Source organism: Endothiovibrio diazotrophicus (genome assembly GCF_054657215.1).
This window is the reverse complement of record NZ_BAAHXB010000379.1, coordinates 1-253: the sequence shown is the minus strand read 5'-3', so window position 1 is coordinate 253 and position 253 is coordinate 1. Positions and strand designations below refer to the sequence as shown.

Genomic DNA, 253 nt, shown 5'->3' with positions numbered 1-253 from the left:
TGGCCGACGCTGCCTCATTGGAATTTCACTTAAATCCTTTCCCCAATCCACACTGTTTTGGATCTTCTCCACGAAGTCCTCTGAACCGAGGAAGACCTGGTTTTTCAACTGGCCCCAGGGGCTGGGTTGGTTTCTACCTTCGGCCACAAAGCTCCGGTAGTACTCGACTGCCTGCCCCTTCTGATCCCCGAAGGCAGACAGAATCCATTCGGTCTGGAGCCATGGCGCTCCCTGCATCTGTCCAGCCGTGGCT

The 253-nt window shown here is 55.7% G+C and carries 1 pseudogene; it reads right to left on the bottom strand.

Features of this window, described 5'->3' with window-relative positions:
- Positions 1 to 253: pseudogene (locus tag ACYQ2W_RS26890) on the bottom strand (addiction module toxin RelE); the annotation flags it as partial.